The organism is Mycolicibacterium sediminis (assembly GCF_010731735.1).
GTDB lineage: Bacteria > Actinomycetota > Actinomycetes > Mycobacteriales > Mycobacteriaceae > Mycobacterium > Mycobacterium sediminis.
The window spans coordinates 4,711,634-4,738,319 of record NZ_AP022588.1 but is presented as its reverse complement, the minus strand read 5'-3'; the positions used below and the strand labels follow the sequence as shown (position 1 = coordinate 4,738,319).

Annotated in this window: 26 protein-coding genes; 17 read left to right on the top strand and 9 right to left on the bottom strand. The window is 69.7% G+C overall.

From position 1 onward, the window contains the following. From G6N64_RS22695 to G6N64_RS22670, 6 genes are all read left to right on the top strand, one after another. Nucleotides 1–693 carry an HAD family hydrolase gene (locus G6N64_RS22695; RefSeq protein ID WP_163800002.1) on the top strand — a complete coding sequence of 231 codons (693 nt, stop codon included), beginning with the start codon at nucleotides 1–3 and terminating at the stop codon, nucleotides 691–693. 106 nt (nucleotides 694–799) lie between these two features. After that, complete coding sequence (locus G6N64_RS22690; RefSeq protein WP_163800000.1) at nucleotides 800–2,287, top strand: sugar porter family MFS transporter; 1,488 nt, start codon at nucleotides 800–802, stop codon at nucleotides 2,285–2,287. Between the two features lie 55 nt (nucleotides 2,288–2,342). Then, complete coding sequence (locus tag G6N64_RS22685) at nucleotides 2,343–2,624, top strand: phosphoribosyl-ATP diphosphatase (protein WP_163799997.1); 282 nt, start codon at nucleotides 2,343–2,345, stop codon at nucleotides 2,622–2,624. A 23-nt stretch (nucleotides 2,625–2,647) separates the two neighbouring features. Beyond that, on the top strand, nucleotides 2,648–3,499 hold the full coding sequence (gene hisG / locus G6N64_RS22680; RefSeq protein WP_163802039.1) for an ATP phosphoribosyltransferase: 852 nt from the start codon (nucleotides 2,648–2,650) through the stop codon (nucleotides 3,497–3,499). An 18-nt stretch (nucleotides 3,500–3,517) separates the two neighbouring features. Beyond that, nucleotides 3,518–4,000, top strand: a complete 483-nt coding sequence (locus tag G6N64_RS22675) for a DUF4126 family protein (RefSeq protein ID WP_163799995.1) — start codon at nucleotides 3,518–3,520, stop codon at nucleotides 3,998–4,000. Between the two features lie 4 nt (nucleotides 4,001–4,004). Continuing rightward, entirely contained in the window at nucleotides 4,005–5,381 is a 1,377-nt protein-coding gene (locus tag G6N64_RS22670; RefSeq protein ID WP_163799993.1) for an FAD-containing oxidoreductase, read from the top strand. Between the two features lie 3 nt (nucleotides 5,382–5,384). Here G6N64_RS22670 and G6N64_RS22665 read toward each other — a convergent pair whose 3' ends face one another. Further along, nucleotides 5,385–6,185 (bottom strand): thioesterase family protein, encoded by an 801-nt coding sequence (locus tag G6N64_RS22665; protein ID WP_163799991.1) that lies wholly within the window; start codon nucleotides 6,183–6,185, stop codon nucleotides 5,385–5,387. Continuing rightward, on the bottom strand, nucleotides 6,182–7,060 hold the full coding sequence (locus G6N64_RS22660; RefSeq protein WP_163799989.1) for a RecB family exonuclease: 879 nt from the start codon (nucleotides 7,058–7,060) through the stop codon (nucleotides 6,182–6,184). The genes G6N64_RS22665 and G6N64_RS22660 overlap by 4 nt, the downstream gene beginning before the upstream one ends. Before the next feature lie 82 nt (nucleotides 7,061–7,142). On the opposite strand from G6N64_RS22660, the gene G6N64_RS22655 reads away from it, so the two are divergent. Then, on the top strand, nucleotides 7,143–7,970 hold the full coding sequence (locus G6N64_RS22655; protein WP_163799987.1) for a tRNA (adenine-N1)-methyltransferase: 828 nt from the start codon (nucleotides 7,143–7,145) through the stop codon (nucleotides 7,968–7,970). A gap of 30 nt (nucleotides 7,971–8,000) precedes the next feature. Here G6N64_RS22655 and G6N64_RS22650 read toward each other — a convergent pair whose 3' ends face one another. The 3 genes from G6N64_RS22650 to G6N64_RS22640 are packed head-to-tail and all read right to left on the bottom strand — an operon-like array spanning nucleotide 8,001 to nucleotide 9,317. Further along, the gene (locus G6N64_RS22650; protein WP_163799985.1) at nucleotides 8,001–8,297 is read right to left on the bottom strand and encodes a DUF503 domain-containing protein; all 297 of its coding nucleotides are present in this window, start codon (nucleotides 8,295–8,297) and stop codon (nucleotides 8,001–8,003) included. A gap of 6 nt (nucleotides 8,298–8,303) precedes the next feature. Then, entirely contained in the window at nucleotides 8,304–8,816 is a 513-nt protein-coding gene (gene lppK / locus G6N64_RS22645) for a lipoprotein LppK (RefSeq protein WP_484549456.1), read from the bottom strand. A gap of 9 nt (nucleotides 8,817–8,825) precedes the next feature. Continuing rightward, the gene (locus tag G6N64_RS22640) at nucleotides 8,826–9,317 is read right to left on the bottom strand and encodes an MTB12 family secreted protein (protein WP_163799980.1); all 492 of its coding nucleotides are present in this window, start codon (nucleotides 9,315–9,317) and stop codon (nucleotides 8,826–8,828) included. Between the two features lie 145 nt (nucleotides 9,318–9,462). On the opposite strand from G6N64_RS22640, the gene arc reads away from it, so the two are divergent. Further along, on the top strand, nucleotides 9,463–11,304 hold the full coding sequence (arc, locus tag G6N64_RS22635) for a proteasome ATPase (protein ID WP_163799978.1): 1,842 nt from the start codon (nucleotides 9,463–9,465) through the stop codon (nucleotides 11,302–11,304). A 61-nt stretch (nucleotides 11,305–11,365) separates the two neighbouring features. On the opposite strand, the gene G6N64_RS22630 is transcribed toward arc, so the two are convergent. Further along, the gene (locus G6N64_RS22630) at nucleotides 11,366–12,541 is read right to left on the bottom strand and encodes a hypothetical protein (protein ID WP_409370774.1); all 1,176 of its coding nucleotides are present in this window, start codon (nucleotides 12,539–12,541) and stop codon (nucleotides 11,366–11,368) included. Nucleotides 12,542–12,583: 42 nt separating this feature from the next. Between G6N64_RS22630 and G6N64_RS22625 the strand changes: the two genes are divergently transcribed. Continuing rightward, nucleotides 12,584–13,972 (top strand): sensor histidine kinase, encoded by a 1,389-nt coding sequence (locus G6N64_RS22625; RefSeq protein WP_163799974.1) that lies wholly within the window; start codon nucleotides 12,584–12,586, stop codon nucleotides 13,970–13,972. On the opposite strand, the gene G6N64_RS22620 is transcribed toward G6N64_RS22625, so the two are convergent. Further along, the gene (locus tag G6N64_RS22620) at nucleotides 13,933–14,622 is read right to left on the bottom strand and encodes a response regulator transcription factor (protein ID WP_163799972.1); all 690 of its coding nucleotides are present in this window, start codon (nucleotides 14,620–14,622) and stop codon (nucleotides 13,933–13,935) included. The genes G6N64_RS22625 and G6N64_RS22620 overlap by 40 nt on opposite strands. Nucleotides 14,623–14,645: 23 nt before the next feature. Continuing rightward, the gene (locus G6N64_RS22615) at nucleotides 14,646–15,815 is read right to left on the bottom strand and encodes a hypothetical protein (RefSeq protein ID WP_163799970.1); all 1,170 of its coding nucleotides are present in this window, start codon (nucleotides 15,813–15,815) and stop codon (nucleotides 14,646–14,648) included. Nucleotides 15,816–15,927: 112 nt separating this feature from the next. Here G6N64_RS22615 and dop point away from each other — a divergent pair, with 112 nt between their 5' ends. From dop to G6N64_RS22575, 8 genes are all read left to right on the top strand, one after another. Continuing rightward, nucleotides 15,928–17,436, top strand: coding sequence for a depupylase/deamidase Dop (dop, locus tag G6N64_RS22610; protein ID WP_163799968.1), 1,509 nt, complete (start codon nucleotides 15,928–15,930; stop codon nucleotides 17,434–17,436). Between the two features lie 118 nt (nucleotides 17,437–17,554). Beyond that, on the top strand, nucleotides 17,555–17,749 hold the full coding sequence (locus G6N64_RS22605) for a ubiquitin-like protein Pup (protein WP_163799966.1): 195 nt from the start codon (nucleotides 17,555–17,557) through the stop codon (nucleotides 17,747–17,749). Further along, complete coding sequence (gene prcB, locus G6N64_RS22600) at nucleotides 17,746–18,648, top strand: proteasome subunit beta (protein ID WP_409370773.1); 903 nt, start codon at nucleotides 17,746–17,748, stop codon at nucleotides 18,646–18,648. Before G6N64_RS22605 ends, prcB begins: the two co-directional genes overlap by 4 nt. Beyond that, a complete protein-coding gene (gene prcA / locus G6N64_RS22595; protein WP_163799964.1) occupies nucleotides 18,645–19,388 on the top strand; it encodes a proteasome subunit alpha in 744 nt (247 codons plus the stop codon). The genes prcB and prcA overlap by 4 nt, the downstream gene beginning before the upstream one ends. A gap of 64 nt (nucleotides 19,389–19,452) precedes the next feature. Then, nucleotides 19,453–20,946 carry an aldehyde dehydrogenase family protein gene (locus G6N64_RS22590; protein ID WP_163799962.1) on the top strand — a complete coding sequence of 498 codons (1,494 nt, stop codon included), beginning with the start codon at nucleotides 19,453–19,455 and terminating at the stop codon, nucleotides 20,944–20,946. A gap of 13 nt (nucleotides 20,947–20,959) precedes the next feature. Continuing rightward, nucleotides 20,960–22,516: an APC family permease gene (locus tag G6N64_RS22585; protein ID WP_163799960.1), complete on the top strand. Its 1,557-nt coding sequence runs from the start codon at nucleotides 20,960–20,962 to the stop codon at nucleotides 22,514–22,516. After that, on the top strand, nucleotides 22,509–24,059 hold the full coding sequence (locus G6N64_RS22580; RefSeq protein WP_163799958.1) for a GMC family oxidoreductase: 1,551 nt from the start codon (nucleotides 22,509–22,511) through the stop codon (nucleotides 24,057–24,059). Before G6N64_RS22585 ends, G6N64_RS22580 begins: the two co-directional genes overlap by 8 nt. 52 nt (nucleotides 24,060–24,111) lie before the next feature. Beyond that, the gene (locus G6N64_RS22575) at nucleotides 24,112–25,884 is read left to right on the top strand and encodes a putative nucleotidyltransferase substrate binding domain-containing protein (RefSeq protein ID WP_163799956.1); all 1,773 of its coding nucleotides are present in this window, start codon (nucleotides 24,112–24,114) and stop codon (nucleotides 25,882–25,884) included. Nucleotides 25,885–25,890: 6 nt separating this feature from the next. Here G6N64_RS22575 and G6N64_RS22570 read toward each other — a convergent pair whose 3' ends face one another. Then, a complete protein-coding gene (locus G6N64_RS22570; RefSeq protein ID WP_163799949.1) occupies nucleotides 25,891–26,682 on the bottom strand; it encodes a class I SAM-dependent methyltransferase in 792 nt (263 codons plus the stop codon). Between the last annotated feature and the right edge of the window lie 4 nt (nucleotides 26,683–26,686).

Genomic DNA, 26,686 nt, shown 5'->3' with positions numbered 1-26,686 from the left:
ATGAAGGCAGTCCTGTGGGACATGGACGGCACGCTCGTCGACTCCGAGAAGCTGTGGGACGTCGCCCTGCACGAGCTGTACCGCCTGCACGGCGGCGTGCTCAGCACCGAGGTCCGCGAGTCGACGGTGGGCGGCTCGGCCGAGACGGTGATGGCGGTCGTGTTCGCGGATCTGGGTCTGGACCCGAACCCGGCCGACGTCAGGCGGGAGACCGACTGGCTGCACGAGTACGTGGGTGAACTCTTCGCCCGGGGCCTCCCGTGGCGGCCCGGTGCCCGCGAGCTGCTCGACGGTCTCGCCGCGGAGGGCGTGCCGATGGCCCTGGTCACGAACACCCGGCGCGACCTGACCGACCAGGCCCTGAACAGCATTGGCAGGCACTACTTCTCGGCGACGGTGTGCGGTGACGAGGTGCCGCGCGGCAAGCCCGCGCCGGACCCCTACCTGCGCGCCGCGGAGCTGCTCGGCGTCGAACCCGCGGACTGCCTCGCCGTCGAGGACTCCACCACGGGCACCACCGCGGCCGAAGCGGCCGGCTGCGCGGTGCTGGTGGTCCCCATCGACGTGGCGGTACCGAGCACGCCGCGGCGGCGGCACGCGGACACCCTCGCGGGCCTCGCGGTCCCGGATCTGCGCGCGATCTTCACCGATCTTGAAACGCTGGCAACGCCGGTGGCTAAGCCCTTGCGCTAGCGAGCAATTGCTCGGTCGTTCCGTACGCGCCGGTGATTCCCGAACACCCGACACTGACCTACATCAGTGCTTGAATGTGTTCCAGGTCACCGCGAAAGGACGTCTCATGGCAGGTCAGGGTCCCCCCGTCGACGATTCGGCGTCGGCAATCACCGACGAGGACTTCTCGTCGGGTCGCACCGCCGTCCGGATCGCCGCCGTCGCCGCGCTCGGCGGTCTGCTGTTCGGCTACGACAGCGCGGTGATCAACGGCGCCGTCGACTCGATCCAGGAGGACTTCGGGATCGGCAACGCCGAGTTGGGCTTCGCCGTCGCGTCGGCACTGCTCGGTGCCGCCGCGGGTGCCATGACCGCTGGCCGGATCGCCGACAAGATCGGCCGCATCGCGGTCATGAAGATCGCCGCGGTGCTGTTCTTCATCAGCGCCTTCGGCACCGGCTTCGCCCACGAGGTCTGGACGGTGGTGCTGTTCCGCATCGTCGGCGGCATCGGCGTCGGCGTGGCATCGGTGATCGCACCGGCCTACATCGCCGAGACGTCGCCCCCCGGCATCCGCGGCCGGCTCGGATCGCTGCAGCAGCTCGCGATCGTGTCCGGCATCTTCCTGTCGTTCGCGGTCAACTACCTGCTGCAGTGGCTCGCGGGCGGGCCCAACGAGCCGCTGTGGTTCGGCCTCGACGCGTGGCGGTGGATGTTCCTGGTCATGGCCGTCCCCGCCGTCGTGTACGGGCTGCTGGCGTTCACCATCCCGGAGTCCCCGCGGTACCTCGTGGCCAGCCACCAGATCCCCGAGGCGCGCCGGGTCCTCAGCACCCTGCTCGGGCAGAAGAACCTCGAGATCACCATCACCCGCATCCGCGACACCCTGGAGCGCGAGGACAAGCCGTCGTGGCGCGACATGCGCAAGCCGACCGGCGGGATCTACGGCATCGTCTGGGTGGGCCTCGGTCTGTCGGTGTTCCAGCAGTTCGTCGGCATCAACGTGATCTTCTACTACTCGAACGTGCTGTGGCAGGCGGTCGGGTTCAGTGCGGATGACTCCGCGATATTCACCGTCATCACCTCGGTGATCAACGTGCTGACCACGCTCATCGCGATCGCTCTGATCGACAAGATCGGCCGCAAGCCGCTGCTGCTCATCGGATCGTCGGGCATGGCGATCACGCTGATCACGATGGCGATCATCTTCGGCAACGCGACTCTCAACCCCGACGGGACGCCCAGCCTGCCCGGCGCATCCGGGACGATCGCACTGATCGCGGCCAACCTCTTCGTCGTCGCCTTCGGCATGTCGTGGGGCCCGGTGGTCTGGGTGCTGCTCGGCGAGATGTTCCCCAACCGCATCCGCGCCGCCGCCCTCGGCCTCGCCGCCGCCGGGCAGTGGGCGGCCAACTGGCTGATCACGGTGACGTTCCCGGGTCTGCGCGAGCACCTCGGCCTCGCCTACGGCTTCTACGGACTGTGCGCGGTGCTGTCGGGTCTGTTCGTGTGGAGGTGGGTCATGGAGACCAAGGGAATGGACCTCGAGGACATGCACGGGCAGATCGTCGCCGACTCGAAGACGACCGGCGAGAAGAACGTGACCAACCTCTGATCACGCGCGCCGTCGCGGCCGTGCGGGAAACCGCCGTGACGGCGCCGTGCGCGGCGTGGAACAATCGCGTGCCGTGAAGACCTTCGACGCCCTGTTCGCCGAGTTGAGCGAACGCGCCCGCACCCGACCCGAGGGCAGCGGCACCGTCGCGGCGCTCGACGGCGGCGTGCACGGGCTGGGGAAGAAGATCATCGAAGAGGCCGGCGAGGTGTGGCTGGCCGCCGAACACGAGGGTGACGAGGCGCTCGCCGAGGAGATCAGCCAGCTCCTCTACTGGACGCAGGTGCTGATGCTCAAGCGCGGGCTCACGCTCGACGACGTGTACGCCAAGCTGTGAACGGCTCCGGGTCGGGCGCGAACCTGCTGCGGGTCGCCGTCCCCAACAAGGGGGCGCTCAGCGAATCGGCTGCCGAGATCCTGTCGGAGGCGGGCTACCGCCGCCGTCGCGACGCCAAGGACCTCACGGTCATCGACCGCGTCAACAACGTCGAGTTCTTCTTCCTGAGGCCCAAGGACATCGCGATCTACGTCGGCTCGGGCCAGCTCGACCTCGGCATCACCGGACGCGACCTCGCCGCCGACTCCGGTGCCGCCGTCTCCGAGCGGCTCGCGCTCGGCTTCGGCAACTCCACCTTCCGCTACGCCGGCCCGGTCGGCCGCGACTGGACCGTCGAGGACCTCGCCGGACAGCGCATCGCGACCTCGTTCCCCAACCTGGTCCGAAAGGATCTGGCCGACAGGGGAATCGACGCGACGGTCATCCGGCTCGACGGAGCGGTGGAGATCTCGGTTCAACTCGGCGTCGCCGACGTGATCGCCGACGTCGTGGGCTCCGGCCGCACCCTCGGCCTGCACGACCTGGTCGCCTTCGGCGACTCGCTGTGCGACTCGGAGGCGGTGCTCATCGAGAGCGCCGATCCCGACCCGACCACGACCGCCGCCCGCGCCCAACTCACCGCCCGCGTGCAGGGCGTGGTGTTCGGCCAGCAGTACCTGATGCTCGACTACGACTGTCCCCGAACCGTTCTCGAGCGCGCCACCGCCGTCACGCCCGGCCTCGAGTCGCCGACCATCGCGCCGCTCGCCGACCCCGACTGGGCCGCGGTGCGGGCGCTGGTCCCGCGCCGCGAAGTCAACGCGATCATGGACGAACTCGCGGCCATCGGCGCCAAGGCGATCCTGGCCTCCGACATCCGGTTCTGTCGCTTTTGACGTGTTAGCGTCCTGCGCATGACGCATGCGCTCGTCCTCCTCCTCGCTGTGCTGATCGGTGTCGTGGCGGGTCTGCGGGCGCTCACGCCGCCCGCCGCTGTGGCATGGGGTGCGGCGCTCGGTTGGCTTCCGACCGAGGGCACCTGGGCCGAATGGGTCGGTCATCCCGTCACCGTCGCGGTGCTCACGATCCTGCTCGTCGTCGAACTGGTCACCGACCAGCTGCCGAAGACGCCACCCCGCACCGTGCCTCCGCAGTTCGTGGCGCGCCTCCTCACGGGTGCGTTCGCGGGTGCCGTCATCGGTGCCGGGTTCCACCACACGTTCAGTGCCATCGGCGCGGGCATGATCGGCGCCGTGCTCGGCACGCTCGGTGGCTTCCACGCCCGCCGCGCCCTGGTGAGCCGCAACGGCGGCCGCGATTTGCCGATCGCCGTCACCGAGGACGTCATCGCCGTGCTCGCCGGATTCGCCGTCGTCGCACTAGCCACCACGCTCTGACGCCATGGCCCGCGACTTCAACGCCATCGTCATCGGTGCCGGCCAGGCCGGACCGCCCCTGGCCGGTCGGCTGACCGCGGCGGGCAAGACCGTCGCGGTCATAGAACGCAAGCTGGTCGGCGGCACCTGCGTCAACTACGGCTGCATCCCCACCAAGACGTTGGTCGCCAGCGCCCACACGGCACACGTCGCCCGCCGCGCCGCCGACTTCGGCATCGGAACCGGTGACGTCACCGTCGACATCTCGAAGGTCAAGGCCCGCAAGGACCGGATCATGCTCGACGATCGGCACGGCCTCGAGTCGTGGCTCGAGGGGATGGACGGAGCGACCTTGATCCGCGGCCACGCCCGCTTCGAGCGGCCGCACCAGATCCGCGTGGACGACGAGGTGCTCACCGCGCCTCGGATCTTCCTCAACGTCGGCGGCAGGGCGACGGTCCCCGACGTGCCCGGCCTGGCCGACGTCGACTACCTCACCAACGTCGGAATCCTCGACCTCGACGTCCTACCCGAGCACCTCGTCGTCCTCGGTGGCAGTTACATCGCGCTGGAATTCGCCCAGATGTACCGCCGGTTCGGAGCGCGGGTCAGCGTCGTCGAGCGCGGTCCGCGGCTCACCGCCCGCGAGGACGAGGACGTGTCCGCCGCGATCAAGGACATCCTGACCGGCGAGGGCATCGACGTCCACCTCGACGCCACGGGCATGCGAGTGGTCAAGCACGACACCGGATCCGGGTTCGACCTGTATCCGCGCGACGGCGCCGACCCCATATCCGGGTCGCACCTGCTGGTCGCGACCGGCCGTCGGCCGAACACCGACGACCTCGGTCTCGACGTCGCGGGCGTCGCCACCGACGGGCACGGGTACATAAAGACTGACGACCAGTTGCGGACCAACGTCGACGGCATCTGGGCGATGGGGGACTGCAACGGCAAGGGCGCCTTCACCCACACGTCCTACAACGACTTCGAGATCGTCGCCGCCAACCTCCTCGACGACGACCCCCGTCGCGTCAGCGACCGGGTGAGCACCTACGCGCTCTACATCGATCCGCCGCTGGGCCGCGCGGGCATGAGCGTCGACGAGGTCCGCAAGTCCGGACGCAGGGCGCTGGTCGCCACGCGCCCCATGACCCAGGTGGGTCGCGCGGTCGAGAAGGGCGAGACCCAGGGCTTCATGAAGGTCGTCGTCGACGCGGAGACCGAGCAGATCCTCGGCGCCGCAATCCTCGGGGTGGGCGGCGACGAGGTGATCCAGGACATCCTCGACGTGATGACGGCGAAGCTGCCCTACACCGCGATCTCGCGGACCATGCACATCCACCCGACGGTGAGCGAACTCGTGCCGACCCTCCTGCAGGGCCTCGAGCCGCTGACCTAGCCGTCAGCGCCGCTGGACCAGCAGCGTCTGCGCCGAGGTGCCGATGAACCCGCGCCGGTCGAACACGTCGGCGGTCGTCACGCCGATGCCGTCGGGCCCGACGGAGCCGCGGGCCCGCAGGGCGAAGTCGTTGCCCTCGGGCAACCGGTGCAGGTGCACGGTGGTGTCGGTGTTCATGAAGAGGAACTCGGTGGGGTCGATCGCGGCGCCGACGCCGTTCGCGGAGTCCACGACCATCGCGAGGCGCTGCAGATCCGACATCGGTTCGTCGTCCACGAGCGGCACCAGCGGACTCATCCATGACACCGCGGCCTCGCCCTCGGCGGTGACCTGACTGCGCCAGCTCACCGATTCCAGGTATCCGGGCGCGCCCATCCAGCCGTGCGCATTCTCCCTGGCCTCGCCCTCGACGAGCGGGGGATGGCGGTCGGTGACGACGTCGGTCGTGTCGCTGGTCGCGAGCAGCCAGGCGCTCAGGCGGGCGACCGCGCGGTCGGTGCCGTCCGGACGGGTGGCGAGCATCTCGGCCATCATCAGCGAGATGCGCGATCCCGGCCGGTCCACCCAGGCCCGAACCTTCACCGGCGCAACGGGAATCGCGCCCAGGATGTCCATGGCCAGACGGCCGACCCGCAGGCCCGGCGCGGTGTCCGCGGCGAACTCCTCGATGGCCTTCGTCATCAACGCCAGCGGCGGCGAGCCGTGCTGGATCGACGAGTCCCAGTTGCTCGCCGTGCCCATGGTCGACTCGAACACCTGGAGGTCGCCGTCCGCCGGCAACCGGCGGTAGTGGCGGTCGATCACGCGGCGGGCTCCGTCATCTCGGGCCAGCCGGGATACGGCGGCGGCGTCCCCCCGAAGACGGGGCAGAACTCGTGGTGGGCACACCAGTCGCACAGCCGCGACGGGCTCGGCCGGAAGTCACCGGTCCGACCGGCCGCCAGGATCGCCCGCCACATGGCCATCAACGTCTTCTCGAACCGTTCCAGCTCGTCGAGGTCGGGCGTGTAGTCCAGCACCTGCCCGTCGGTCAGGTAGATCAGCCGCAGCCGCGCCGGCAGCACGTTGCGGGAGCGCAGCAGCGCCACGGCGTAGAACTTCATCTGGAACATCGCCTTGGCCTCGGCGACCGCCCGCGCGGCCGGCGGAGCCTTCCCGGTCTTGTAGTCGACCACCCGCATCTCCCCGGTCTTGGCGACGTCGATCCGGTCGACGAAACCGCGCAGCAGGGTGCCGTCGGCGAGTTCGACCTCGACGTGCTGTTCGCAGCTCTGCGGGTCGAACCGGGTGGGGTCCTCCAACCGGTAGTACCCCGACAGCAGCCGGCGGGCCTGCTCGAGGAGTTCGGCCTGCATCTCCGGTGCGAAACCGGCTGCCACCTCGGGTCTTTCGCCCGCAACGCGCTCCCAGGCGGGACCGACCAGCGACAACGCGGTGGCGGGGTCCCGTTCCGCAGCGGGCAGTGCGTACAGCTGCTCGAGGGCGGCGTGCACGACGGAGCCGCGGACCTGCGCGGTCGACGACGGCTCGGGGAGCCGGTCGATGGCGCGGAAGCGGTAGAGCAGCGGGCACTGCTTGAAGTCGCTGGCGCGCGAGGGCGACAGCGCGGGACGCCGGACCCGCGCGGCCGGCGGCACGGTGATCTGCTCGTCGTCCAAGCCCGTCCCTCCGTTCTTCATCCGTCGTCCCTCGAAGGGTATGACGGGGGTCGGACAACCCCGCGCACCGCATTCGGCGCGCCCGATGGCAGGCTGATCACCCGTGCCCACTACCGGTCCGTTCGTCGTCGGCGATCGCGTGCAGTTGACCGACCCCAAGGGTCGGCACTACACGATGGTCCTGGCGCCGGGCGGCGAGTTCCACACCCACCGCGGAGCGATCACCCACGACTCCGTCATCGGTCAGCCCGAGGGCAGCGTCGTCAAGTCGACCAACGGTGACCAGTTCCTGGTGCTGCGGCCGCTGCTCATCGACTACGTGCTGTCCATGCCGCGTGGTGCGCAGGTGATCTACCCGAAGGACGCCGCCCAGATCGTGCACGAGGGCGACGTGTTCCCCGGGGCGCGCGTGCTCGAGGCGGGCGCCGGATCGGGGGCACTGACGTGCTCGCTGCTGCGCGCCGTCGGCCCCGAGGGGACGGTGACGTCCTACGACGTGCGCGCCGACCACGCCGAACACGCCGAACGCAACGTCGTGACGTTCTTCGGTGGGCACCCGGCCAACTGGGACCTTCGCGTGGCCGACGTCAAGGACTACGACGGCGACGAGGTCGACCGCGTGGTGCTCGACATGCTGGCCCCCTGGGAGGTGCTCGAGTCGATCGCCGGGGCGCTGATCCCCGGCGGCGTGCTGATCGTCTATGTGGCGACGGTGACGCAGCTCTCGCGCACGGTCGAGGCGCTGCGCGAGCAGCAGTGCTGGACCGAACCGCGGTCGTGGGAGTCGCTGCAGCGCGGCTGGGACGTCGTCGGGCTCGCGGTCCGGCCCCAGCATTCGATGCGCGGCCACACCGCGTTCCTCATCAGTGCCCGCCGGTTGGCGCCGGGTGCGGTGACGCCGGCGCCGTTGCGCCGCAAGCGGAACATCTAGGCGTCGTCACTGCTGCGACGCAGGAGCGGCTCAATCGTCACTGCTGCGACGCAGGCCGCGCCGCGCTGACAGCAGCTGGATCTCCGGACGCGAGGCCACCAGACGCTCGGCCGCGTCGAGGATCTCGACCACGTGGCCCCGGTCCGCCGCCACGACCGCCGCGCCGATCCCGGCCCGCCGGTGCAGGCCGAGGTCGCCCGTCTCGGCGGCGGTCACGCTGAGGCGGCGGCGCAGCTCGGCCACGATGGGCCGGACCACGGAACGCTTCTCCTTGAGCGACCGCACGTCGCCGAGGAGGAGGTCGAATTCGAGCCACCCGATCCACACGGGCGATCAGCCGGGCGGTGCGGGGGAGCTGACCAGGGGTAGCAGCTGATCGGCGCTGCGACGGGCCAGCTGCCAGCCGTCGCGGCTCGGGCTGAACTCCATCGGGTACACGAACGGCGGGAGTGAGGACTCCGCCGCACCCAGCGTCATCGTCGCCGAGACGTCGCCCGGCTGCGGGGCCCAGGCGATGTCGCCGGCCTGCACAGTCAGCGGTGCGTAGCCGTTCGCGGCCAGCGCGTCGGCGAAGTTCTGTAGGACGGGCCGGTCCTCGGCCGTCCCGTACTGGATCAGCCCGACCTTCCGCTCAGGGGGAACCGAAGGGTCGGCCAGCGCGAGGACCACGGCCGTCAGCGCCTCGGGCGCGGGCAGTGGCGTCGCCTCCGGGGCGACGGCCGACGGGGTGGCGAGGGCGCGGGTCGCATCCGGCTCGGGGGACGCCGCGTCGGGAGCGCACCCGGACAGCCCGAACGCCGCCACGAATGTGACGGCGCTCAGGACTGCTGTCGGGGTGCGGCGCACCGGTGGGGGTCAGCCCACCGCCGACATCACGGCAAGGGCGGACTCCTTGGTGATCTGGTATCCGGTCGGGCTGGGACCCGAGACGAAGACCACCGGCTGGGTGGCGGTGCCACCCGTGGCCGCGGTGGCCGTCACGTTGGCGGTGACGACGGGACCGTTCTGGTCGATGTCCACGACGGTGAACGTGACGGGGAAGTAGCCCTTGGCGGCTGCGTCCTGGTACTTGCGGTCGGCCAGGCGGCTCTCGACACGCCCGAGGCCACCCTGGATGTAGGTGCCCTTCGAGGAGAACGAACCCGGGCCGACGAGACCGTTGAGGGTCTGCGTCAGCGGTGCCTGGAGATCGGGCGCGGGGGCCTGCGGCAGTGGTGCATCCCACACGACCGGGGTGATGGCGGGCGAGGCGGCGAGCGTGCTCGATGCAACGGACGTCACACCGCCTGCTGCTGCGGCTACCACGGCCGCCGCTGCCATGCCGGTAACGAGGGTTTTGAGGATCACGACGGACCTTTCGATGGGACCAACTCTTGTCAGAGGCTAACAGTGTTGCTGGTGTGTCGAATTCCTACACCACACACAAAGACTGAATCGCCGGTAGCGTTGAAGGTGTTACTGCACCAACTTTCGGTGCGGGGAGGAGCCTGACATGAGTGAGTCGGAGCGTTCGGGAACGAACCCAGAGGACTTCACCTCTCCACTATCGAGCAGTGATGCTGCCGAACTGGAGGAACTGCGCCGCGAGGCGGCGTTGCTCCGGGAGCAACTCTCGGAGGTCGCGAGCACGCCCAGCGCGTCACGCAGCCCGCGCGACGTCCATCAGTTGGAGTCCAGGATCGACTCGCTCGCCGCGCGCAACGCGAAGCTGATGGACACCCTCAAGGAGGCGCGCCAACAATTGCTGGCGCTGCGCGAGGAGGTCGACCGGCTCGGACAGCCGCCGAGCGGCTACGGCGTCCTGCTCGCCACGCACTCCGATGACACCGTCGACGTGTTCACCTCGGGCCGCAAGATGCGCCTCACCTGCTCGCCCAACATCGAGGTCGACGAACTCAAGCAGGGCCAGACGGTTCGCCTCAACGAGGCGCTGACCGTGGTGGAGGCCGGCAGCTTCGAGTCCGTCGGCGAGATCAGCACGCTGCGCGAGGTGCTCTCCGACGGGCACCGCGCCCTCGTCGTCGGTCACGCCGACGAGGAACGCATCGTGTGGCTGGCCGAGCCGCTCGTGGCTGCGGAGTTCCTGCCCGAGGGCGTGCCGCTGCCCGACGACCAGCCCAACGACGACTCGCGGCCGCGCAAGCTGCGCCCGGGTGACTCGCTGCTGGTCGACACCAAGGCCGGATACGCCTTCGAGCGCGTCCCCAAGGCCGAGGTCGAGGACCTGGTCCTCGAGGAGGTACCGGACGTCAGCTACGAGGACATCGGTGGCCTGACCCGGCAGATCGAGCAGATCCGCGATGCCGTGGAGCTGCCCTTCCTGCACAAGGACCTCTACCGCGAGTACTCGCTGCGTCCGCCGAAGGGCGTGCTGCTCTACGGCCCTCCCGGCTGTGGCAAGACGCTAATCGCGAAGGCCGTCGCCAACTCGCTGGCCAAGAAGATGGCCGAGCTGCGTGGCGAGGACTCCCGCGAGGCCAAGTCGTACTTCCTCAACATCAAGGGTCCCGAGCTGCTCAACAAGTTCGTGGGCGAGACCGAGCGGCACATCCGGCTGATCTTCCAGCGCGCACGGGAGAAGGCCTCCGAGGGCACGCCCGTCATCGTGTTCTTCGACGAGATGGACTCGATCTTCCGGACCCGTGGCACCGGCGTCAGCTCCGACGTCGAGACCACGGTCGTGCCGCAGCTGCTCAGCGAGATCGACGGCGTCGAGGGCCTGGAGAACGTCATCGTGATCGGCGCCTCCAACCGCGAGGACATGATCGATCCGGCGATCCTGCGGCCCGGCCGCCTGGACGTCAAGATCAAGATCGAGCGGCCCGACGCCGAGGCGGCGATGGACATCTTCTCGAAGTACCTGACCGAGAACCTGCCCGTGCACGCCGACGACATCGCCGAGTTCAACGGTGACCGTTCGCTGACGATCAAGACCATGATCGAGAAGGTCGTCGACCGGATGTACGCCGAGGTCGACGAGAACCGGTTCCTGGAGGTCACCTACGCCAACGGTGACAAGGAGGTCATGTACTTCAAGGACTTCAACTCCGGCGCCATGATCCAGAACGTCGTCGACAAGGCGAAGAAGTTCGCGATCAAGTCCGTCCTCGAGAGCGGTCAGCACGGTCTGCGGATCCAGCACCTGCTCGATTCGATCGTCGACGAGTTCGCCGAGAACGAGGACCTGCCCAACACGACGAACCCCGACGACTGGGCCCGGATCTCGGGCAAGAAGGGCGAGCGGATCGTCTACATCCGCACGCTCGTCACCGGTAAGTCGTCGAGTGCCAGCAGGGCGATCGACACCGAGTCGAACCTGGGTCAGTACCTCTAGCCACCCACCGCCGGCCACCCACTCCGGCGAGCAGTCACGAACTTCCCTGAATCCCCGTGATTCAGGGGAGTTCGTGTCTGGTGGACTGCTCGAGCTCGAGGTAGACGTCCCGGCCGGCGAGGCTGACCGCGACGTCGGCGATCAGCGGGTCGAAGAACCGCTCGCGGTACAGCGGGTCGACGCTGGTGCTCACCGTGAAGTACAGCCCCGACAGCACGGCGACGAACAGCGACATGTGCACGACCGTCTGCGGCACCGGGACGTGGACGCCGAACCAGGTTCCCGCGCACGGTGGTTGACCCACTGCGCACGATTCCTCGGCCGACCACAGGACGGCGACGTCGTCGGGTACCGCGATGACGCCCAGCGCCAGGAAGAACGCGAACAGCCCGGCGGTGAAGAAGACCACCTGGATCGCCTGCGACACCACCATGACCGCGACCACGTTGATCTGCTCGCCGCGCGACAGGGGAGTGCGTGGCACGGCGCGCCCGGCGGCCACGGCCAGCGGCGTCGCGGCGAGCAGCCGTGCAGTGTCGGTGTTCTCGGCGCGGTCCTCGCGCAGCGCACGGACCTCGTCCCGGATGGTGGTGACCATGAACAGCAGCGCCACCAGGGCGAGGAACCCGATGACCTGCCACAGTCGCTGCCGGGTCATTCGCGCGGCGAGCTGCCACAGTTCGCCGGTGAAGTAGACGACCACGGTCAGCATCAGCAGCGGCAGGGCCCGGCTCATCAGCGTGCCGAGCGCGCCCAACTGCACCCAGGCGAACCGGAACGCCCACGCCGCGATCGATCCGAAGCCCAGGTAGGTCAACCACACCGCGAGCAGCGTGATGACGACGAACAGCGGGGCCTCCGCGGCCGCGGCGCCGGTCCAGCCGCTCACGGTGACGGGCATGACCACGACGAAGATCGCCATCACGAGCAGTGCGGCGCCGCGCCTGCCGGCCTCGCCGCGCGACGTGTCTAGGCGGTGCAGCACGTACAACCCGAACGGGGCGCCCAGCAGGACGGCGCCGATGACCCCCAGCCGCAGCGCGTAGCCGTAGTCGGGACGGTCGCCCGTCACCTCGGCCAGGAGCATGGTCACCGCGGTCAGCGCGCCGACACCGCTCACCATCGGCGCCGACCGCGCGATCAGATTCCGGGACCGGACCCGCCGGGTGAGCACCAGGGGCAGCCCGCGGTGCAGGAACCACTCGTGGATCTGCTTGATCTCCGGCGCGTCGGGCACGGCTGACATTGTTACCCGACGCTGTGGTCAACTGGCCTGACTATGGCGAGGGGATTCACCGGCCGCTACTCCGCGGGCATCTCGGCACGCTCGGCGTTCGTCGCGGCCACGGTGGTGTTCGTGGCGCTGGGCGTCGCCGGCGCGGGACTCGCCGCCATCCAGTACCGCACCCTGCTCGAGGGCGTCGACGACGCTGCCGCGTCCAGGGTTGCCGCGGTGTCGAGCGACGTGGCACTGGGCGGGCCCGCCGCGGTGGACCCCGCGCTGCTGGCCACCGACGAGCGCATCGTCGCCGTGCAGATCATCGCCTCCGACGGCACCGTCGTCAGTCGTTCGTCGTCGGCGCCCGAGCGGCCGCTGCTGCCGGCCGCCGAGGTCGGGACGGGGTTGCGGATCGGGATCCCCGACCGGGCGTCCCCGTACGGCAACATCCGGTTCAGCGCACAGACGCTCGACGGGCCGGACGGGCGGTACACGGTGCTGGTCGGGGAGGGCAGCGCCTCGATCGTGTCGACGTTGCGCAACGTGATCCTCGCGCTGGCGCTCGCCGCGCCCGTCGTGATCGGCGTCTCGGGCCTGGCGACCTACCTGCTGGTGCGCCGGTCGCTGCGGTCGGTCGACGAGATCCGTTCGCGGGTCGCCGAGATCACGACCTCCGACCTCGCGGAGCGGGTACCGGTGCCCGAGAGCCGGGACGAGATCGCGGCGCTGGCGGTGACGATGAACGAGATGCTGGCCCGCATCGAGGCGGGCCACGCCGCGCAGCAGCGCTTCGTCGGCGACGCCTCGCACGAACTCCGCAGCCCCCTGACGACGATCATCTCGGCGCTCGAGGTGGCGGTGGCGCATCCCGAGGTGTTCGACTCCGAACTCGCAACGGCGACACTGCTGCCCGAGACTCAGCGGATGAAGGCCCTCATCGACGACCTGCTGCTGCTCGCGCGCGCGGACGAACGGGGTCTGACGGTGGCGCGTGACGACGTCGACCTCGACGACCTCGCGGCAGCGGAGGTCGACCGGCTCCGCCGGGGTACGACGCTGACGGTGCGGACCGACATCCCGCCGGCGCGGGTGGTGGGCGATTCGGCGGCGCTCGCACGGGTGCTGCGCAACCTCGTCGACAACGCCGCGCGGCACGCCGCCTCCCGCGTCGAGGTGACGGTGGAACCCGGGCCCGAGGCGGTGGCGGTGCGGGTGTTCGACGACGGTCCCGGCATCCCGGTGCGCGACCGCACCCGGGTGTTCGACCGCTTCGTGCGGCTGGACTCCGACCGGTCGCGCAGCGCGGGGGGCACGGGCCTCGGGCTCGCGATCGTCCGCGAGATCGTCGGCGCGCACGGCGGCACGGTGACCGTCGGCGACCGCGACGGCGTGGGTACCGTCGTGACGCTTCAGTTGCCCGTGACGTCGGCTCCCGAGTCGAGGCGGTAACCGACACCGCGGATCGTCTGAATCGTGCTGACGCCGAACGGGATGTCGATCTTGCGCCGGACGTAGCCGACGTAGACCTCGACCACGTTGTCCGCCCCCTCGTAGTGGGCGTCCCAGACGTTCTGCAGGATCTCCGTCTTCGTCACCACGGTGTCCTTATTGCGCATCAGGTACTCGAGCAGGCCGTACTCGCGCGGGGTGAGCGAGATCGCCGTGGCGTCGCGGTGCACCATCCGGCGCGAGGGGTCGAGGGTCAGCGAGCCGGCCGTCAGCATCGCGGGCCGCTGCGGTGCGGACCGCCGGATCAGGGCGCGGAGCCTGGCGACCAGCACGATGAACGAGAAGGGCTTCGTCATGTAGTCGTCGGCGCCGAGTTCGAAGGCGTCGGTCTGGTCGTACTCGCCGTCCTTGGCCGTCAGCATGAGCACCGGTGTCCAGACGTCCTTCGAGCGCATACGGCGGAGCACCTCGTAGCCGCTGAGGCCGGGAAGCATGATGTCGAGCACGATCACGTCGAAGTCGTTCTCGACGGCGTGACCGAGACCGTCCACCCCGTTGTCGGCGGCGACGACGACGAAACCCTCGGCGCGCAGTCCGATGGCGAGAGTTGATGCCAACAGTGGCTCGTCCTCGACGACCAGAACCTTCATCGCACCGCCGATTCTGCCATCCGTCACAGCCCGCGATGGAGCCGCGTGACGTACCCCCGGTAGCGGTTGCGGGCCACCAGGACGGCGCGGAGGTCGTCGATGAGGGGGTCGAGGAACTGCTTGCGGTACTCGCCGTCGCCCACCGACCGGGCGCTCACGTACATGAACGTCAACGCGCCGAGAAACATCGAGACGTGGATCAGCGCCTGCGGGATGGGCAGCGTCATGCCCATCCAGGTGCCCTGCCAGGACCCGTCGACGGTCAGCCGGGTCAGCAGCTGCGGGGTCAGCGCGAGCAGGCCCATGATGAGGAAGATCACCGACGTCACGGCGGCGACCGCGGCGATCTGGACGAACTGCGACACCGCCACGACGAACACGACGTTGGCGCGCTCGCCGCGGGACAGGGGAGCGTCGGTGCCCTCCGCCGGATCCGGCAGGGCGGCGAACGGGGTGTCCTCGAGCCGGGTGACGTCGACGTCGCGCACCGCGTGCGCCGACAGCATCGGCCGGACGCGCTCGACGACGCCCGTGCACAGGAACATCCCGGCCAGCACCACCATGAACCCGATCAGCAGCCACAGCCTGCCGCGGCCGATGGTCGTCGCCATCGACCACACCGGGCCGTTGAAGAAGACGAGCACGGTGAGCAGGAGCACCGGTAGCGCGCGGGTGAACAGCGCGCCGACGGACTTCAGGTGCGACAGCGTGAGCCGGATGGACCAGCCCACCACCGATCCCGCTCCGCTGCCGTTGAACAGCAGGACGGCGGCCACCGCCGCGGCGGTGGAGAGCACCTCGGCGAGGATCGCCGCGGGCTTGCCCGCCGCGGCGTCGACGACGGCGAACACCAGCAGCGACGCCCCGAGGGCGATGCGGCGGCCCCGCCGGGTGGCGATGCGCGAGGTCCACCACGCGGCCGCGCCCGCCAGCGGCAGGACGACGACAAGGATGGCCACGATCAACCACTCGGCGGGTGTCGGGTCGTTGTCGATGTCGATGTAGCCGCCGCCGGAGGCGACGGTGACGATCCGGACGGCGACGGCCACGGTGGCCAGCGCGGTGAGGGCGGGCGCGCTGCGCCACCACAGCCGCCGCCAGCGCGCCCGTGGGGTGAGGACCGACGGCAGGCCGAAGCGCAGGAACCACTGTTCGGCGGCGACCCGATCACCCGCCGGGACGGGGGCCGTCACCCGGCGAGCCCGCGGAACGGGGTGGTCTGCGTCGACGGCGTACTCATCGTCGACTACTGCACCAATCAACCGCGGTCTCCGCAAGCGAACGCGGGTAGTTAGGGTTGACCTCATGCAACGGATCATCGGTACCGAGGTCGAGTACGGCATCTCCTCGCCGTCGGATCCGACCGCGAACCCGATCTTGACGTCGACGCAAGCCGTACTGGCCTACGCCGCGGCAGCCGGGATCCAGCGGGCCAAGCGGACCAGGTGGGACTACGAGGTCGAGTCGCCGCTGCGCGACGCGCGGGGTTTCGACCTCAGCCGCGCGTCCGGACCGCCGCCGGTCATCGACGCCGACGAGGTCGGCGCGGCCAACATGATCCTCACCAACGGCGCGCGGCTGTACGTCGACCACGCCCACCCCGAGTACTCCGCGCCCGAGGTCACCGACCCCATGGACGCCGTCATCTGGGACAAGGCCGGCGAGCGCGTCATGGAGGCGGCCGCGAGGCACGTCGCGAGCGTGCCGGGTGCCGCCAAGCTGCAGCTGTACAAGAACAACGTCGACGGCAAGGGCGCCTCCTACGGGACGCACGAGAACTACCTGATGTCGCGGCAGACCCCGTTCTCCGCGATCATCGCCGGCTTCACGCCGTTCCTGGTGTCGCGTCAGGTGGTCACCGGGTCGGGACGCGTCGGCATCGGTGCGTCCGGCGACGAGCCCGGCTTCCAGCTGACCCAGCGCGCCGACTACATCGAGGTCGAGGTCGGCCTCGAGACGACGCTCAAGCGCGGCATCATCAACACCCGCGACGAGCCGCACGCCGACGCGGACAAGTACCGCCGCCTGCACGTCATCATCGGCGACGCCAACCTCGCCGAGACGTCGACCTACCTCAAGGTCGGCACCAGCTCACTGGTGCTCGACCTGATCGAGGAGGGTCCGCAGCACGGCCTGGACCTCTCCGACCTGGCGCTCGCGCGGCCGGTGCACGCGGTACACGTCGTCAGCCGAGACCCCTCGCTGCGCGCGACGGTGGCGCTCGCCGACGGCCGGGAACTGACGGCGCTTGCGCTGCAACGCATCTACCTCGACCGCGTGGCCAAGCTGGTCGACGCCCGCGACCCCGACCCCAGGGCCACCCACGTGCTCGAGACGTGGGCCGACGTCCTCGACCTGCTCGAGCGCGACCCGATGGAGTGCGCCGAGATCCTCGACTGGCCCGCGAAGCTGCGTCTGCTGGAGGGTTTCCGCCAGCGGGAGAACCTGGGCTGGTCGGCGCCGCGCCTGCACCTCGTCGACCTCCAGTACTCCGACGTCCGCCTCGACAAGGGTCTCTACAACCGGCTGGTGGCCCGTGGTTCCATGCGCCGCCTGGTCACCGAGCAGCAGGTGATAGACGCCGTCGACAACCCGCCCACCGACACCCGCGCCTACTTCCGCGGCGAGTGCCTGCGCCGGTTCGGCGCGGACATCGCCGCCGCCAGTTGGGACTCGGTGATCTTCGACCTCGGCGGCGACTCGCTGGTCCGCATCCCGACCCTGGAGCCGCTACGCGGGAGCAAGGCCCACGTGGGGGCGCTGCTCGACTCGGTCGACAGCGCCGCCGAACTCGTCGCTCAACTGACGAACTGACCCGGGGAGCGCGGCGAATCGCGCGTCGGGGCAGCCCGGCTGATCGGTCGGGCGACCGGTAGGGTGAAGAGACTGGTGGGCAGTTCACGAGCCCGCCTATTCAACGCAGGAGGCAGCGATGGCTCAGGAGCAGACCAAGCGTGGCGGCGGTGGTGGCGATGACGACGACGCCACCGGCGGATCGGGCGCGGGTCAGGAGCGTCGCGAGAAGCTGGCCGAGGAGACCGACGACCTGCTGGACGAGATCGACGACGTCCTCGAGGAGAACGCCGAGGACTTCGTCCGCGCGTACGTCCAAAAGGGCGGACAGTGACCTGGCCCAGTAGCGACAAGCTGGCCATCTCGCACCCGATCTCCGGAGCATCCCCACTTCACATGGACTCCTCGTCCTTCTCGGAACTCCTGCGCAGGCAGGCTCCGCATCTGCTGCCGTCCGGCCACGATGGACTGCACGGCGTGCCACCGATCTCCGACGCGTTGCCGCACGGCACCACGATCGTCGCGCTGAAGTTCCCCGGCGGCGTCCTGATCGCCGGTGACCGGCGCTCTACACAGGGCAACATGATCGCCGGTCGCGACGTGCAGAAGATCCACGTCACCGACGACTACACCGCGACGGGCATCGCGGGCACGGCGGCCATCGCCGTCGAGTTCGCGCGCCTCTACGCCGTCGAACTCGAACACTACGAGAAGCTCGAGGGCGTCCCGCTGACGTTCCCGGGCAAGGTGAACCGCCTCGCGATCATGGTGCGCGGAAACCTCGGAGCCGCCCTGCAGGGCTTCGTGGCCCTGCCCCTGCTCGTCGGGTACGACCTCGACGACTCCGATCCCCGGGGTGCCGGCCGCATCGTGTCGTTCGACGCGGCGGGTGGCTGGAACGTCGAAGTCGAGGGCTACCAGTCGGTGGGCTCGGGTTCGCTCTTCGCCAAGTCGTCGATCAAGAAGCTCTACTCCCGCGTCACCGACGCCGACACGGCGCTACGCGTCGCCGTCGAGGCGCTGTACGACGCCGCCGACGACGACTCGGCGACCGGTGGGCCCGACCTGGTGCGCGGGATCTACCCGACCGCCGTGGTGATCGAGGCCGAGGGCGCCGAGGAGATCGGCGAGGAACGCATCGCCGCCATCGCCCGCGACGTCATCCAAAGCCGTTCGCGGACCGACACGTTCGGGCCCGACTCGGCCAACCACCCCGGTGAGGTCGACCTGTGAGCTTCCCGTACTTCATCTCGCCCGAACAGGCGATGCGCGAGCGCAGTGAACTGGCGCGCAAGGGCATCTCCCGCGGCCGCAGCGTCGTCGCGCTCGCCTACTCCGGTGGCGTGCTCTTCGTCGCGGAGAACCCGTCGCGTTCGCTGCAGAAGGTGAGCGAACTCTACGATCGCGTCGGCTTCGCCGCGGTGGGCCGGTTCAACGAATTCGACAACCTGCGGCGCGGTGGCATCCAGTTCGCCGACACCCGTGGCTACGCCTACGACCGGCGCGACGTCACCGGCAGGCAGCTGGCCAACGTGTACGCCCAGACGCTGGGCACCATCTTCACCGAGCAGGCCAAGCCCTACGAGGTCGAACTCTGCGTCGCCGAGGTCGCGCACTACGGCGAGACGAAAGCGCCTGAGCTGTACCGGATCACCTACGACGGGTCAATCGCCGACGAGCCGCACTTCGTCGTCATGGGCGGCACCACGGAACCGATCATCACCGCGCTCAACGACACGTTCCAGGAGAACGCCAGCCTGGAGGAGGCAGCCAAGATCGCCGTCGACGCGCTGCGGGGCGGTGCCGGCGGCAACGGCGCAGAGCCGCGCACGCTGGGGCCGTCGGTCTTCGAGGTGGCGGTGCTGGACGCCAACCGGCCGCGCCGTGCGTTCCGCAGGATCACGGGGTCGGCGCTGGAGGCGTTGATACCCGCCGAGGAGCCGGTCTCCGACGAGGAGAAGACGGCCGACTAGTTCACCTCTCGTTGCGCTCCGTGCCGGGGTAGTGTCCCGTCTCGGCAACGCGAAGGGGTGACCGATGAACGGCGAGCCTGACCTCTGTATCGGAGGCGCGTGGCGCCATGCGTCCGACGGCGGCACGCGCAGCAGCATCAACCCGGCGGACGGCAGCGTCGCCGGGGTCGTGGACGAAGCCACCGTGGAGGATGCCCGGGCAGCCGTGGCGGCAGCACGAACGGCCTTCGACGACGGGACGTGGCCCTCGACGCCGGTGATCGAACGTGCCGCACTGCTCGACCGGGTCGCGGACCTGTTGCAGCGCGACAAGGAATCGCTGTCGCTGCTCGAGACGGCCGACACCGGAAAGACGCTGGCGGAGAGCCGGATCGACATCGATGACGTCACGTCGGTCTTCCGGTACTACGCGAAGCTGGTCGGCGTGCAGTCCGACCGCCTCGTCGACGTCGGCGATGCCAGTGTCGTCAGCAGGGTCGTGCGCGAGCCGATCGGCGTGTGCGTCCTCATCGCGCCCTGGAACTATCCGCTACTGCAGATGTCGTGGAAGATCGCCCCCGCGCTCGCCGCGGGCTGCACGATGGTCGCGAAGCCGAGCGAGGTCACCCCGCTGTCGACGATCGCGTTCGTCCACCTCCTCGAGGAGGCCGGCGTCCCGCCGGGAGTGGTCAACCTCGTCCAGGGCAGCGGCGCCGTGCTCGGCGATGCGCTGACCGGTGATCCGGCCGTCGACTTCGTGTCGTTCACCGGCGGGTTGGCCACCGGCCGCACCATCTCCCGGGTCGCCGCCGAACACGTCACCAAGGTGGCGGTGGAACTCGGCGGGAAGAACCCGCACATCGTGTTCGCCGACGCCGCCGACTCCGCCGAGAGTTTCGACATGGCCGTCGACCACGTGCTGACCGGGGTGTTCCTGCACTCCGGCCAGGTCTGCTCGGCGGGCACCCGGTTGATCGTCGAGGAGTCGATCGCCGACGACTTCGTGGCCGCACTCGCCGAGCGGGCCGCCAAGATCCGCGTCGGGAACGGGATGGATCCGGCGTCGGAGACCGGCCCGCTGGTCTCCGAGCAGCATCGCGACAAGGTCGAAGCCTATGTGGCGCTCGGGATCTCGGAGGGTGCCAAGCTCGTCGTCGGAGGAGAACGCCCGAGCGATCCCGCGCTCGCCGACGGCAGCTACTACCTGCCCACGATCTTCGATCGGTGCGACCGGACGATGCGCATCGTCACCGAGGAGACCTTCGGGCCGATCCTGACCGTCGAGCGGTTCACCGACGAGGCCGAGGCGATCCGCCTGGGCAACGACACGGACTACGGTCTCGCGGCGGGGGTCCGGACGTCCGACGCCGCCCGCGGTGAACGCGTGGTGCGCGCGCTTCGGCACGGCACGGTGTGGCTCAACGACTTCGGCTACTACACCGCCGCGGCGGAGTGGGGTGGGTTCGGGAAGTCCGGCAACGGCCGCGAACTCGGCCCCGCCGGGCTCGCGGAATACCAGGAGATGAAGCACATCTGGCACAACACCGCGCCGATGCCGGCCGGCTGGTTCAAGGGTTAGGGAAGGGTCCGTCATGGTGATCGAACAACCGCCCGGAGCGACGGGGAGTGCCCACGGTGACAGCGGCATGGAGGACTTCGGCTACAAGGAGTCCCTCGACCGCAGCATCGGCAAGTTCGCGAGCTTCGCCGCAGGGGTCAGCTACATCTCGATCCTGACCGGCACGTTCCAGCTGTTCTACTTCGGCTTCGGCACGGCGGGTCCCGCCTACCTGTGGTCGTGGCCCATCGTGTTCGTCGGCCAGATGGCCGTCGCGCTGTGCTTCATGGAACTCGCCGCGAAGTACCCGGTCGCGGGATCGGTGTACAACTGGTCGAAGAAGCTCGGCAGCCGGCTGGTCGGCTGGATGTCGGGCTGGCTCATGCTGACCGCGTCGATCGTGACCATCTCGGCGGTCGCGCTGGCCTACCAGCTGAACCTGCCGCGACTGTGGAGCGGCTTCCAGATCATCGGCGACGGCACCGGCGAGTACGACTACGCCGCCAACGCCGTCCTGCTGGGCACGGTGCTGATCGCGTTCACCACGCTGATCAACGCGCTCGGCGTGAAGCTGATGTCGCGGATCAACAGCGCCGGCGTGTTCATCGAGCTGATCGCGGCGGTGCTGATCGTCGTCCTGCTCGCGGTGAACGTCGAGCGCGGGCCGGACATCTTCTTCTCCAGCAACGGTTATGGCGCCGGCGAGAGCGGCGGCTGGCTCGCCGCGTTCCTGATCGCCTCGCTCGCATCGGGATACGTGATGTACGGCTTCGACACCGCCAGCTCGCTGGGGGAGGAGACCGTGGAACCCCGACGCACGGCCCCGAAGGCGATCTTCCGGGCGATCCTGGCGTCGTTCGTCATCGGCGGCGGCATCCTGGTGTTCGCGGTGATGGCCGCGCCGAACCTGGAGGACCCCGCACTGGGCGAGAGCACCGGCGGCCTGCAGTACATCGTCGAGCAGGTGATGTGGGGCCCCCTCGGCACGATCTTCCTGATCTGCATCGTGATCGCGGTGACGGTCTGCACCCTGGCCGTGCACACGGCCGCCATCCGTCTGACCTTCGCGATGGCACGCGACAACGCACTGCCGTTCGGCGAGCGCCTCGCGACCGTCAACCCGAAGACCCAGACGCCGATCATTCCGGCGGTCACCATCGGCGTCATCTCGGTGATCATCCTGGTCATCAACATCGGTCAGCCGAAGATCTTCACCGTGCTGACGTCGATCGCGATCATCATGATCTACCTGGCCTACCTGATGGTGACGGGACCGCTGCTCAAGAAGCGCCTGCGCGGCGAGTGGCCGCCGAAGGACCTCAAGGAGGGCGGCTACTTCACGATGGGCCGCTGGGGCCTGCCGGTCAACATCGTCGCCGTCGTCTGGGGAGTCGGCATGGCGCTGAACCTCGCGTGGCCGCGGTCCGCGGTCTACGGCGACCCCTGGTACAACACGTGGGGCGCGTTCGTCTACATCGGCGTGATCCTGGGCGCCGGCCTGCTGTGGTATTTCATCAAGGGCCGCAACCACATCGGCACGCTGAAGTCCCATGCCGCGGAGACCACGGCGACGGCGCTGCCGGATGCCTGACGCCACGTTCGACTACGTCATCGCGGGCGGCGGGTCGGCGGGCTGCGCCCTCGCGGCGCGCCTCTCCGAGGACCCGGACGTCACCGTCTGCCTGCTCGAGGCCGGGCCCTCCGACGTCGGCGACGACGACATCCTGGTGCTGTCGGAGTGGATGCACCTGCTCGACTCGGGCTACGACTGGGACTACCCGGTAGAGCCGCAGGAGCGGGGCAACTCGTTCATGCGGCACGCCAGGGCCAAGGTCCTCGGCGGGTGCTCGTCGCACAACTCCTGCATCGCGTTCCTGCCGCCCGCCGAAGCGCTCGACGACTGGGTCGCGATGGGTGCGACAGGATGGAGTCCGGCCGAGATCGCACCGCTGGTGCAGCGTCTCACGGGCACGGTCGGATTACTGGACGTCCCGCCGGCCGATCCGTGCGGCACCGCGGTACTCGAGGCGGCCGCCAAGGTGGGCCTGCCGACCGTCGCGTTCAACCGCGGCGAGACTGTGCGCAAGGGCGCGGGCTGGTTCCAGATCAACGCCACCGACGACGGCATCCGGAACTCCAGCTCGCACGCCTACCTGCACCCGATCCTCGACTCGCGGCCGAACCTCGAGGTGCGCACCGGCTGCTGGGTGTCGGAGATCCTGTTCGACGACGCCACAGATCCCACGTCCCCTCGCTCCGCTCAACCAGTTGCCACCGGGGTGCGCTACCAACGCCCCGACCTCACCGGCTACGACGTCGCGACCGCTCGGCGCGAGGTGATCCTCACCGCCGGCGCCATCGACACCCCGAAGCTGTTGATGCTCTCCGGGATCGGGCCGACCGCACACCTGCGCGAGATGGGCATCCCCGTCCGGGTGGACTCGCCGGGCGTCGGATCGAATCTCGACGACCACGTCGAGGGTCTCGTGTTCTGGGAGGCGTCGCGCCCGATGGTCACCACGTCGACGCAGTGGTGGGAGATCGGACTGTTCACCACCGTGGACGAGGGCGTCAGCCAGCCGGATCTGATGATGCACTACGGCAGCGTGCCGTTCGACATGAACACGCTGCGGCGCGGCTACCCCACCACCGACAACGGGTTCTGCCTGACGCCCAACGTCACGCAGGGCAAGTCCCGAGGCACGGTTCGCCTGCGCACCAGGGACTTCCGTGATCGGCCCAAGGTCGACCCGCGCTACTTCACCGATCCCGACGGGTACGACGAGCGGATCATGCTCGCGGGGCTGCGGCTGGCCCGCGACATCGCCGCCCAGTCGCCGCTGGCGGAGTGGGTGGCGCGCGAACTGGCCCCGGGGCCCGATGCCACGACCGACGACGAACTCCTCGACTACGTGCACCAGTGCCACAACACCGTCTACCACCCGGCCGCCACCGCGCGGATGGGTGCGGCCGACGACCCCATGGCGGTGCTCGACCCGCAGCTGCGGGTCAAGGGCGTGTCGCGGTTGCGGGTCGTCGACGCCTCGGCCATGCCGAAGCTGCCTGCGGTGAACCCGAACATCACCGTCATGACGATGGCCGAGAAGTGTGCCGAACTCATCCGAAACGCCTGACGCCGACCTTGACCTAGCGTCGTTCCTGGCGAAGTACACACCGTTCCAGGCCATGGCCGTCGACGAACTCGACGCCCTGGCGGCCGACTGCACCGTCGTCGACTTGGACGCGTCCGCGTTGGTCGCGGACTACGCCGCGCACGTGCCCGACGAAGTGTGGATGGTGCGGTCGGGTCAGGTGTCGCTCACGGCCAGTGACGGTTCGGTGATCGACACCGTGGGCCCCGGCGGCCTGTTCGGCTACACGCCGCTGCTCACGTCGGGGTCCGTGGAGTTCGCGGCGCACACCACGATGCCCACCACCCTGATCCGGCTGCCCGGCGGCCTGGTCCGTGCCCAGTTCGCGAAGCCCGCGGGTCTGGCGTTCCTCGCGGCGTCGGCGTGGACGGCCGGTTCGGCGGAGCGGCCGACCGTGGCACCGGCGACCGACAGCAGGCCGGTGACCGATCTCCTGCACGGGGAGGTGCTGCTGGTCGCGCCCGAGACGTCGGTCCGGGACGCCGTGGTGCGGATGACGGAGCGCGGGGTGTCGTATGCCCTGATCCGTTCCGCGGACGGGGAACTCGGCATCTTCACCGACCGCGACCTGCGTACCCGCGTCGTCGCGCAGGGGTTGCCCGTCGACGTGTCGATCGCGTCGGTGATGAGCGCACCCGCCCGGACGATCACCGCCGATCTGACCGCCGAAAGCGTCCTGATGGAGATGCTGGAGTGCGGGTTGCGGCACATGCCGGTGGTGACCCCGCGCGGCGAGGTGATCGGCGTGCTCGAGGACGCGGACCTGCTCGCCGCCTCAGCCCGGCAGAGCTTCGTGCTCCGACGGTCCATCGGCATGGCCCGCACCGCGGACGATCTGTGGGCGCTCGGGGGTCGCGTGTCCGGCATCGCCGCCGACCTCTTCCGCAGCGGCACGAAGGCGTCGGCGACGAGTGCGATCGTCTCCGTCGTCACCGACAGCCTGGTCCGAAAGGCGTTGCAGCTCGCGGTGGCCGAGCAGGATCGGCCACCGACGGACGGGTTCGCGTGGCTGCTGCTGGGCAGCGTGGCCCGGCGCGAGGCGATGCCGTCCTCGGACGTCGACAGCGCCCTGTCCTGGCGCGATGACCTGGATCCCGAGGCAGGGCGGTTGCGGGCCGTGGCGGCGCGCACCCACGAGATCCTCGACGGGTGCGGCCTGCCGGGGGACACCAACGGCGCAGTGGCCCACCACCCGAACTTCGCCCGCTCGCAATCCCAGTGGACCGCCGCGGCGCACGGCTGGCTGGACGATCCGCTGCGGGATCGCGGTCTCATCCTGTCGTCGCTGCTGATCGACGGCCGTGTCGTCTGGGGTGATCCGGCGCTGAACACGGTGGCGTCCGCGTACCGGCGGATGCGCCGGGACCATCCGAATGCGCTTCGGCTGCAACGGCTCAACGCGTTGGCCGATCGGGTGCGGGCACGGTCGCTGCGCGACGTCCTGTCACGGCGCGGTGGCACGTTCGACCTCAAGAGCCATGCGGTGACGCCGATCGTCAACCTCGCCCGCTGGGGTGGCCTCGCCGCGGACGTCACGTCGGCGACGACACCGGTGCGGCTGAGCGCCGCGGCGTCGGCGGGCGCGATCCTCGAGTCGGACGCCACGACACTGGCCGACGTGTTCGTCATGCTGCAGCGGCTGCGGATGGCGCACCAGGTCGACCAGCTGTCCGCGGGGCACCCGCCCGGCGACGTGATCACGATGTCGGAGCTCTCCCCGCTGAACCGCAGCCTGCTTGGTGACGGGCTGCGCGAGATCGCCGCCGTGCAGCGACGGGTGCGAGGATCGGGGTACGTACCGGGCTGATCCGGGTCACGGCCTGGTGGCGATCAGGACCTCCAGGGCGACGGGTTCGACGAACTCCGCGCCCGGCTCGATCACGAGCAGGGCGTCGGTCACCGCCCGCTCGAAGGCCGCTCGATCGTCGCCCAGCAGGTCGCGCAGTGGGACCGAGGTCGAGTACAGGTAGCCGATCGCCTGCTCGACAGTCCACGTCCGGGTGAACTCGACGACCCTGCGGTGGACGCGCGTGAACGCCGACCGCGCCAGGACGTCCTCGTGCGACCCTCCGGCGTCGCCCGGGTTCGGTGCGGCCGCCGGCCACTCCGGCAGGAACCGATGCTGCAGGTCGTCGATGGCCCGCTGCCATGGCGTGGTCGGGTGGACGAGGCAACCGTCGTTCGCGATGACGAGGCCGCCCCCGTCGTCGACCATGCCGTCGAGGACCGTCAGCACGCGTTCGCGGTCCATCCAGTGGAACGAGCGGCCCATGGTCACCAGGGTGAAGCGGCCCAGTCCGCCGGGAAGGTCCGCGGAGCCGCCGCGTGTCCAGGTCACGTTGCTTCTCTGGGCCACTCGCGCCCGCTCGGCGGCCTCGACGAGCATCTCGGGTTCGGGGTCCAGGCCGACGGCCTCGGCGACGTGCCGGGCGAGGGGGATCGTCAATTGGCCGGTGCCACAGCCCAGGTCGAGCAGTCGTCCGGTCCCGTCCAGGTGGAATCGCGCGACGAGATCGTCGACGAAGACGTCCGGGTAGCCGGGCCGGTACCGTGCGTAGTGCCATGCGGTCCCGGCGAAGAGGCCGCGCTCCGACTCGGATGTCACGCGC

Coding starts and splice junctions, on each gene's coding strand:
- G6N64_RS22695 (WP_163800002.1), top strand. CDS start 1: ATGAAGGCAGTCCTGTGGGACATGGACGGCACGCTCGTCGACTCCGAG.
- G6N64_RS22690 (WP_163800000.1), top strand. CDS start 800: ATGGCAGGTCAGGGTCCCCCCGTCGACGATTCGGCGTCGGCAATCACC.
- G6N64_RS22675 (WP_163799995.1), top strand. CDS start 3,518: ATGACGCATGCGCTCGTCCTCCTCCTCGCTGTGCTGATCGGTGTCGTG.
- G6N64_RS22670 (WP_163799993.1), top strand. CDS start 4,005: ATGGCCCGCGACTTCAACGCCATCGTCATCGGTGCCGGCCAGGCCGGA.
- G6N64_RS22660 (WP_163799989.1), bottom strand. CDS start 7,060: ATGAAGAACGGAGGGACGGGCTTGGACGACGAGCAGATCACCGTGCCG.
- arc (WP_163799978.1), top strand. CDS start 9,463: ATGAGTGAGTCGGAGCGTTCGGGAACGAACCCAGAGGACTTCACCTCT.
- G6N64_RS22625 (WP_163799974.1), top strand. CDS start 12,584: ATGGCGAGGGGATTCACCGGCCGCTACTCCGCGGGCATCTCGGCACGC.
- G6N64_RS22620 (WP_163799972.1), bottom strand. CDS start 14,622: ATGAAGGTTCTGGTCGTCGAGGACGAGCCACTGTTGGCATCAACTCTC.
- dop (WP_163799968.1), top strand. CDS start 15,928: ATGCAACGGATCATCGGTACCGAGGTCGAGTACGGCATCTCCTCGCCG.
- G6N64_RS22605 (WP_163799966.1), top strand. CDS start 17,555: ATGGCTCAGGAGCAGACCAAGCGTGGCGGCGGTGGTGGCGATGACGAC.
- G6N64_RS22590 (WP_163799962.1), top strand. CDS start 19,453: ATGAACGGCGAGCCTGACCTCTGTATCGGAGGCGCGTGGCGCCATGCG.
- G6N64_RS22585 (WP_163799960.1), top strand. CDS start 20,960: ATGGTGATCGAACAACCGCCCGGAGCGACGGGGAGTGCCCACGGTGAC.
- G6N64_RS22580 (WP_163799958.1), top strand. CDS start 22,509: ATGCCTGACGCCACGTTCGACTACGTCATCGCGGGCGGCGGGTCGGCG.
- G6N64_RS22575 (WP_163799956.1), top strand. CDS start 24,112: ATGGCCGTCGACGAACTCGACGCCCTGGCGGCCGACTGCACCGTCGTC.